Here is an 8752-nt window from a genome sequence, read left to right as displayed (position 1 = left end):
CTTTCACCCTCCTCCAATTTGATCAGCTTACACATATACAGTTTATAGCAGAACTGATTAAAGTTTGGGAGTCAGAGTTCCATACTCTAGAAAGAAAAAGATTTGCGCTCCATGAATTTCTTGATTTTCTTACTGCCATTCCAAACTTCACGAGCGGTCTGCAGATTGATCAGCTTCAGATCTACTTGATAGTAGGTCACGCGTTTACCATCTAGCTGATCAACTATGGAATTGATCGTTCCAGAAAGTGCGAAATTCACCCCATCTTCTTCACCCATTTCCATCCGAGTATCAGCAGAAGCATTCATATCCTGGTCAGCTAATTCTGCACGAGTATCTTGACGTTCTTCAAGTGTCGCAACAAATCCGGCTTTACCGCTGCGAATCACAGCCCGCTTAATATCGTTAACAAAGGTGTCAACAGCTATATGCTCGTGGGATTTATTCCGAACGCGCTGCACGGTTACCAGTGGTTCTTTGCCAGGAAAACGCTGATTAAATTGACTGATCCAGGGATAGCTCAGCATATCGTTGATCATTTCCTCAGCTACTAAACGAGAATCCTCGTCATTCCACTTATCTGTAAGCGCGATTTCCTTTCCAGCATCTACCCTGGCAACCTCCACACTTCTACCACAGCCGTTAACGAAAACAACTGTACCCAGAAACAGTACTGTTGCTAATATGCTTTTGCCTGTTTGCTGAAAATTCATAGTCAATTAGCTCCCTTTGTATGATTTCTGCCTAAAATAGTACATCAACTAATTCCTTCCCCAACTGCTGTGACAGCTTGGCAATTGAGCGTGACTCAGCTTCCTTTACATCAACAGAAGCTCCCTTGGCTTTTGCCTGGATAGTTTTCACAATGCGTCCCTGCTCATCTTTCAGAAATACATTACCCTCGGTAATCACAAACGTCGTTTCGCCTTGAACCACATTATTCAAACTTAAATCATACTCAACCCGAATATCAGCTTGCTCTGCTTCAGAAATATTGATTCCTTTGTTGTTTAGCTCAGTGGTCAGGGCAGCTGCCAGAGAATTTCTGTCAGCACCTTGTGCAGCGATATGCACTTTCAGCATGCCAATAAGAGCATAAGCCTTTCTCATGAAATCGCGGTATTCAGGGGACAGTACATCCACGTGCTGTCGTGTTAGACTGAGAGTATTAGCACGCGCTTGAATACCAGAGCGTTCCTCAGCCAGTACTAGCCCTGATGCAACAAGACGTAACAATCCCATTCCCTGTTTTTCATTATTCTCAAACTCAGTTACTACTTCAGCAAAGCGCTGGTCAATCACCTCAATGCGCGAATGCAGAGATTGTAGTTCCTTGTTCACATCAAGGCATACAAGAATGCTAACCTGCTTGTTTGATTCGTCAAAATAAGAATCTACATTCATCACATGAGATAATTCAAAAGACGTAACTTTGCCTTTCACAGACTGACGCAATCGCTCGGTCAGTTCTGATTTGTTGTTTTGTAGCGTTTCAGTAATTTCCTGCTCCAGTTCTCCGCTGATATTGACTTCGATCTGCTTGACGAGTTCTAAACGAGCCATATCTTTGGCTCGTGCAGCAGCACCGACCTGATCACCAGCATAAACCTCAGCTGAACCAGTCCCATATAGAAACCCCGTTTCAATTGGTGGTTGAATCAACCACACTGGTGCTGGCAAGGTAGGAGTTTTTGTTGGTTTAGATGTAACTGCTGGGCTGCCACCACACCCTACTAGCAACGACATCGCTGCCAAGAAGATCACAATATTTGTCTTTACGCTACTCACCACTGATTCCCTGAATATCTGTTGATACGTTCAAAGATGATACAGATATCGAATATATCATCGCCTTGTCAACCACTCCGTTTGAGTACTTTCGGGCTGTTGCATCATTGCAGTATTTTGCGTTGGAATAATGTGCTCCCGAAAGATTTTGATGTCACCCTCACTAACCTCTACAGATTGGGTTACCTCATGATAGGTTCCACCATTCGCAGAAGGTGTCCGGAGCGTAATTTGGTGAGTACCGGGTTCCACAGACAAGCGCTTCAAATGAATGGAGTGTGGCAAGGTCAACCAAGCACGTGTGTCAGCTTGGCTACTCAGCGCAGCTACAGACTTACAAGCCAGTTTCGTGAGGTCATCATCCATTTGGCCACAAAACAGATTCTTGGTCATGGTACGCCCGAGTGCAGCTTGTAAATCTTTGTCTGCGTTCAGTAATTGACCCTGGAAAGCTAGGTTTGCCAGTGATTCTGCCTGAACCATCTCACCATGAGGTTTCCCATCAACCATTACTTGCGTCATACCAAAGGTCTTTGGTTCCAGTTTGTAGTACGGCACAGTCACCCGAGTACCTCCCATTGCCAACGCATCTGGCAAACCAATTTGCTCTGCTAACCCCCATAGCGGCCCAAGTCTGAAGCTCTTTGAAGCCATTCCTTCCAGAGCGCCAATTACACCACGCAATTGAAAATTAATCACTGATTGAAGCAAACCACGGTCTGCGTACATCAGGTGAAACCAAACTAGCTGAGCCTCTTGCTCCTTTGGGGTTCCTGTCAGCACAGGCTGGATAACCAACTCTCTGGTATTGGTATCCAAAGTCAAATGCATATTGAGTTCGCCACGCGGAGGTACCCAGCCAGCATGCCCAATAATTACAATGTGAGCCTTTTCACTGCTATCTAGCTCTTTCTGCAGAGTATTTGACAATTTCTGCTTAGCTAGACCAGGCCATTCATCTTCATAGCCACCATCCTGCTTCATCATGCGAATAGTATCGAACCAAGCCTGCTGCACGATACCCTGACCCAAACTGTATTGCTCTGCATACCCCTGTTCATAAAGTTCTGCTGCTTTCTGATAAGCAATTCTGGCACTGTCCAACTCGCCGTTGATTTCGTAGATTAAACCGTTCATGTAGCGTACGTAAGCATCTTCACGGTATATCAACTTGTCCTTGTCAATTACTTGCCCCACCAAAACATCAAAGATCTTCATCAGTTGGGAGAACAGCTTACCTTCATCATCCTTAGCATCTTGATATGTGCCCTTTTGGTAAGCGATATCGCTTAGCAGGATATCCACTTTTCTAGCTTCGACACGAGCACTTTCCAGGTGATCAACTTTCTTAGCAGGGTTTGCCAATGCCATCATTGTGAAGTTCAGAGCCTTGATGTAATGAATGAATGCACGCTCAAACTCCTGGCCAGCATAATCACTTTGGCTTGGGCTAATCAGCGCTGCTTTCAGCACATCGCCCGCACGCTTAGTAGTCAGGTCTTCAGCAATATTTGCAGCTTGGTCCAGTTTGGCATTACTGCTGTCATAGCTCTGACTCAAGTGTTGAACCATGCCGGACTCCATATAGTGGAGCAGCCGATCCTTACCGTCGGTTGACAATTCATCGGTTGCCTCAGATGCTGCTGTATAATCACCATTCTCGATGAATACTCTGATATTTCCTGTCTGGTCATGATAGGTTGAACAACCAGACATCACAATTGCTCCTGAAATCAACACCAACCAAAATTTATTATAAATTACGCTCATCGTTAGCATCGCCCTACTTATATTATTGAATTCAATTTGTGAAGGTTAGCAGACTTACTAAACTTCATTCTACTTTACTTTAGCGAATCTTTCTTAAAAAAAATTAATTTAAGTTCATTTTAACTGATGGAGAAGCTCTTTTGAAGAGGCATCCAATCATCAGCTTGCCAGCGATGTCGAAAGGGATTGGGGTTCGCTAAGAACAGGTCTTCTTGTCGGCTAATTCAATGATTTTACTGATGGCTCGTATCCCTGTAAAAGAGAGTTTTTAGCGTCACTCCTTATGCTTCATGCTATCTTTAACATAGGCTCTTCAAACGAAGCCTCCGTTCGTTACTTAGAAACTAATTCATTTCGCGATTACTCCCAGTCAGGTGAGTTTTTCGAGCAATTGCTTAGATTCCAACGCCAATTAGACGAATCCGGAAAGCAGATACTTGATAACAAGACTTTAATTTGATCCTTTAAAATGAGGCTGAAGCGAGCAAGCCGAGTATTGACAATCCTGCCGATTGGTCCTACCACTAAATTGTAAAAAATTTAATTGCTACAATCTTACGCCTTATAAGATTTATGTATAGAGTCTCAACCTCTCTACTGATGATCTGGGTATTAATGAATTTGACGGTGGTGGCCGCTCGGGAGCGTGCTGCGACCCGACCGAGTAGCCCAGGTGGTCCTAAGCAGGCTCTCGTCGTTGGCAACTCGGCTTATACCCACACCTCTCCTCTCAAAAATCCTGTCAACGATGCCAATGCGATTGGCTCCACCCTGCAACAATTTGGCTTTGAAGTAACCACCCTGCTAGATGTCAATCAACGTCAGATGGAGCAAGCCCTACGGCGCTTTGGCAGTCGTTTGCGTGATCAGAATGGGGTTGGTCTCTTCTACTACGCAGGACACGGGATGCAGGTCGCTGGGGAGAACTACTTACTCCCAGTGGATATCAACCCAAGCACAGAGACCGATGTACGCTACGACGCCATTCCAGTCGGCAAGCTATTGGGTCAGATGGAAGCAGCTGGCAACGGGATGAATATCGTGATTCTGGATGCCTGCCGCAATAACCCTTTTGCGAGAAGTTTTCGGAGTGAGAGTCGAGGTTTGGCTCAGGTGATTGCGCCAACGGGATCGTTCATCTCGTATGCAACAGCTCCTGGGAATGTGGCAGCCGATGGGGAGGGCGACAACGGCCTGTTCACAGCGAAGTTGCTGGAACACATGAAGACTCCAGGCTTGAAGCTGGAGGAAGTTTTCAAGCGAGTCCGTTCGGATGTTCAGCGGGAGAGCAATGATAAGCAGGTGCCGTGGGATGCGTCCTCGGTGACTGGGGATTTCTTCTTTGTCCTACCTGAGGTTGTTGTCACAGCAAAGCCCAAACTGGTTGCACCTGCTACATCATCTGATCAGGACTTTGCCGCTCAGGCTTGGGATGTCATCAAGGACTTGGAAGACTCAAAAGCATTTGAAGAATTTCTCAGGATGTTTCCAGAAGCTCCTCAAAGTAACTTAGCCAAACTTAAGCTGATCGCACTAGCAACCTCTTCATCGACAGAAGAGCCAGTAGATGCTGTATCAAATTCAGTAAAGGATCAGTTACCCAAAGACAGTTCAGCAAATAGTGAAGTTTTATTTGGTGAAGCAGCCAAAAAGAAATTGCTAGAGATTAGGGAATGTGTTGGTTGCAACCTTCTTTCAACTGACTTTCGTGAAGCGAAGCTAAACGATGTCAATTTAATTAGAGCTAACTTGATTGGTGCAAAGCTGAATAATGCAAGACTGAATCGGGCCAATTTGAATTTTGCTAAACTTCAGGGGCTGACTTGACTGGGGCTGATTTAAGGGGTGCTACTTTGAAAGGTGCCAACCTCAACAGTGCTTACCTTTGGGGAGCTAAATTTTGTAACACCACCATGCCAGATGGCTCAATCAATAACAGTAGCTGTGAGCAGCAGGTCAAATCAGTGATTGATAAATTATCAAATGGGAAAACAGTCATAGAAAAATTACTGGAAACCAGAAAATGTAGGCGCTGTGATCTGTCTGGAGCTGAATTGAGAGTCACCTATCTATATAAAGCTCAAATATCTGAAGCCAAACTGGTAAATTCCAACTTGTACGGAGCTAATCTGTATGAAGCTAATCTGACTGAGGCAAACCTCACCAAAGCCAACTTGACAGCAGCCAATCTGAATCGGGCCAATCTGACCGGCGCTAACCTCACAAGTGCCAACCTGTCTGGAGCTAGAATGTCCAGAACCAATTTATCAGGCGCTATATTCTGTAACACTATCTTGCCCGACGAGTCGATCAATAACAGTGATTGTGCACAAAAACTTCCCAAGAATCACTTAAATCAATCATCAACTAATTTAATATTGTCAGGTACTGCAGCTAGAAGAAAATTGCTGAAAATCAAGGAATGTAACAGCTGTGATTTAAAAGGAGCGAATCTAAATAGAGCGAATCTATTCAGAGCCAAAATGTTAGGTGCCAAGTTGCAGGGAGCCAGTCTGATTCGGACTAAATTAAATAAGGCCACACTGTATAGCGCTAAGCTAAACAGCGCAGATCTTACAAAGGCAAATCTGCGAGGTGCTGATCTGCGAGGTGCTAACCTGCATGAAGCTGATCTACGTGATGCAATGATTTATGGTGCAAAACTTTACAGCATCAAATTGAATGATGTTAGCCTAAGTGAGTCCGATCTACGCGAAGCAAAGATTAACAGTGTTAGATTTTGCAGAACCATTATGCCCGATGGGTCCATTAACAATGACGATTGCTAGCATCAAAGCCCCACGCCATAATCTTCGAGCCTTCTATCATTTCAACCACACTACCTGATGGCCTCAAATACAGGCTGACTGGATTCAGGTGTTTTTGTATAAAACACTTTTTTAACAGCATAGGTCGAGTGCTTCCTGTCAGACAGTTGGGACTTCAAGCACCTTTTCCAGCACAGCCATCCCAACAAATATGAACACCATAAAGACTAGCCACAAAAAGAAGTTCCTGCCATCTTTATTGGGTCCCATAGGCCCTCTGAATGATATGATTTTATCAAATAAATTCAGTTTATAATTGAATTTTCATCTAGCTATTTACCAAATGCTGAAATATTCATACCAACTCAAACTTTACCAGTTAGGACTCAGCTGAGTATGTCACAAAGAGCCAATCCAAATACTCTGAATGCTGAATGCCGTAATCTTGGCGATTCTGCAGCTGCAATCCACCTTCTTCCAAATTGTATCAATTTCATTATTTGATATTTACTTTCACTGCTGGTAATTCATCGATTAAATTTCCTCAATCTCCCCCACCACTAACTGCAGGCGATCATGAAATATTTGATCTGCTCTCTACTTGTTACTCTCCAGTTGGTCCCTCTCGTCTGGTCACAGACTCGTGCCATTCAACCCGTCCACATCGAGGTGCAAACTGCCCAAGATGAAACAATCTCTTATATCTACGAAGAATCGCACGCTCTGATCATTGGGGTAAGTGATTACAACAACAGCTGGTCTAAGCTTCCTGGGGTCAAGACAGATGTTATGGAAGTTAGCAGGGCACTGGAGAAAAATGGCTTTGAGGTGGAGGTGGTTGAGGATCCAACACTCGATGAATTAGAGATAGCTATTGAGGATTTCATCTTTGACAAGGGAGCCAATCCGGAGAATCGACTGCTGATTTACTATGCCGGACATGGCCACACCATGAAGTTGGGCTATGGTGGCGAAATGGGTTTTCTAGTGCCAGCTGATGCACCCCTACCAGCCAAAAGTAACGCTATCCGATTCCAACGCAAAGTCTTGAGCATGCAACGCATTGAAGAAGTTGCCAAGAGCACCTCTGCCAAGCATGTCTTGTTCATGTTCGATTCCTGTTTTGCGGGCTCAGTATTTCTGGCGACCAGAGCTGCTCCTTCCTATATCGAAGTATTTACCGAGGAGCCAGTACGTCAATTCATCACTTCAGGGAGTGCTGACCAGGAAGTGCCAGACATTAGTATTTTCCGCCGTGCTTTCGTTGATGCTTTGGAAGAAAGTGCCGATTTTGACAAGGACGGCTACCTGACTGGTTCTGAATTGGGTACCTACATCCAGAAGCGAACAGCAGAAGATTGGAGGGGAGAGTTGACTCCACAGTATGGCAATTTGTTTTTAAGATTGGAAAGACTGAGAGTCAGTCTTTGAAAGCCAATTCAGATTTAGCTGCACAAGCTTGGGAGGTGGTCAAGGATTCAACGAATCCCAAGATTCTGGAGGAATACATCAGGATGTTCCCCACAGCACCACAGCGGAATCTGGCAAAACTGAAACTGATGACATTGGAATCACCGCCCCCTGTTCAGTCGACAGAAGGCCAAGTGACGGTGCAAGTCCTTTTCGGTGAGGCGGCCAAGCAGAAACTTTTCAGGGATAATGAATGTGTTGGGTGTGATTTGAATGGAACCAGCCTAAGTGGAAATATCCTGCGTGGAGCTAACCTGAAGAAAGCTTCTCTGCGTGGGGCTGACTTGCGTGGGACGGATCTGCATGAAGCAAAACTGCGTGAAGCTGATTTACGTGGGGCCGATCTTCAAAGAGCTGACTTGCGTGGGGCTGACCTTTCTAATGCCGAAATGCGTTATGCTGACCTAAACAAGGCCAACATAAAGGGTGCTAGCCTGATAAATACTAAATTTTGCAACACGACAATGCCCGATGGTTCCATCGCCAATAGAGACTGTTACTTAGCCCAACAAGAAATAACTCAGAGCAACAAGACACCCAGTGGCGAAGCAGCTAAAAAGAAACTGCTGGAGACCAAGGAGTGTGTTGGGTGCGATTTGTGAGACATGGAAATGAGGGGAGCCAACCTCACTGAATCAAGCTTGACGGGAGTTATACTGCACAACGCTGACCTACGTTACAGTGATTTAGGTAAAGCCAACTTGAGCAAAGCAGATTTACGTAAAGCTAACCTTTGGAGTGCCGACCTGCGTGGAGCTAACCTCCGTGAGGTAGATTTAAGTGAGGCAATACTCATAAGTGCTGACCTGCGTCATGCTGATTTAAGTGGCGCCAACTTAACTGATACTAATAAGCATAACGCCTACCTCACTGGAGCTAAATTCTGCAACACAGCAATGCCCGATGGTTCAATCGCCAATAGAGACTGTTACGCTGCCCAACAAGAAATAACTCAG

The 8752-nt window shown here is 44.9% G+C and carries 8 protein-coding genes; 5 read left to right on the top strand and 3 right to left on the bottom strand.

Annotated elements, in window-relative coordinates; translation table 11 throughout:
• Nucleotides 1–86: 86 nt before the first annotated feature.
• From P8O70_11125 to P8O70_11115, 3 genes are read right to left on the bottom strand one after another with little or no spacing between them, the layout of a single operon-like run.
• On the bottom strand, nt 87–713 hold the full coding sequence (locus P8O70_11125) for a penicillin-binding protein activator LpoB (protein MDG2197427.1): 627 nt from the start codon (nt 711–713) through the stop codon (nt 87–89).
• 31 nt (nt 714–744) lie between these two features.
• Nucleotides 745–1788: a hypothetical protein gene (locus P8O70_11120; GenBank protein MDG2197426.1), complete on the bottom strand. Its 1044-nt coding sequence runs from the start codon at nt 1786–1788 to the stop codon at nt 745–747.
• Nucleotides 1789–1845: 57 nt separating this feature from the next.
• On the bottom strand, nt 1846–3504 hold the full coding sequence (locus P8O70_11115; protein ID MDG2197425.1) for a hypothetical protein: 1659 nt from the start codon (nt 3502–3504) through the stop codon (nt 1846–1848).
• A gap of 669 nt (nt 3505–4173) precedes the next feature.
• Here P8O70_11115 and P8O70_11110 point away from each other — a divergent pair.
• The 5 genes from P8O70_11110 to P8O70_11090 all read left to right on the top strand — a co-directional run.
• Nucleotides 4174–5385: a caspase family protein gene (locus tag P8O70_11110; GenBank protein MDG2197424.1), complete on the top strand. Its 1212-nt coding sequence runs from the start codon at nt 4174–4176 to the stop codon at nt 5383–5385.
• Nucleotides 5382–6347, top strand: a complete 966-nt coding sequence (locus P8O70_11105) for a pentapeptide repeat-containing protein (protein MDG2197423.1) — start codon at nt 5382–5384, stop codon at nt 6345–6347. The genes P8O70_11110 and P8O70_11105 overlap by 4 nt, the downstream gene beginning before the upstream one ends.
• A 555-nt stretch (nt 6348–6902) precedes the next feature.
• A complete protein-coding gene (locus P8O70_11100) occupies nt 6903–7757 on the top strand; it encodes a caspase family protein (GenBank protein ID MDG2197422.1) in 855 nt (284 codons plus the stop codon).
• Complete coding sequence (locus P8O70_11095) at nt 7754–8398, top strand: pentapeptide repeat-containing protein (protein ID MDG2197421.1); 645 nt, start codon at nt 7754–7756, stop codon at nt 8396–8398. The genes P8O70_11100 and P8O70_11095 overlap by 4 nt, the downstream gene beginning before the upstream one ends.
• A gap of 9 nt (nt 8399–8407) precedes the next feature.
• Nucleotides 8408–8752: pentapeptide repeat-containing protein (locus tag P8O70_11090; GenBank protein ID MDG2197420.1), on the top strand; the 345-nt coding region annotated here is incomplete at its 3' end.

Source organism: SAR324 cluster bacterium, from assembly GCA_029245725.1.
Lineage (GTDB): Bacteria > SAR324 > SAR324 > SAR324 > NAC60-12 > JCVI-SCAAA005.
The sequence above is the reverse complement of the archived record's forward strand: the minus strand, read 5'-3'. Positions and strand labels throughout refer to the sequence as shown.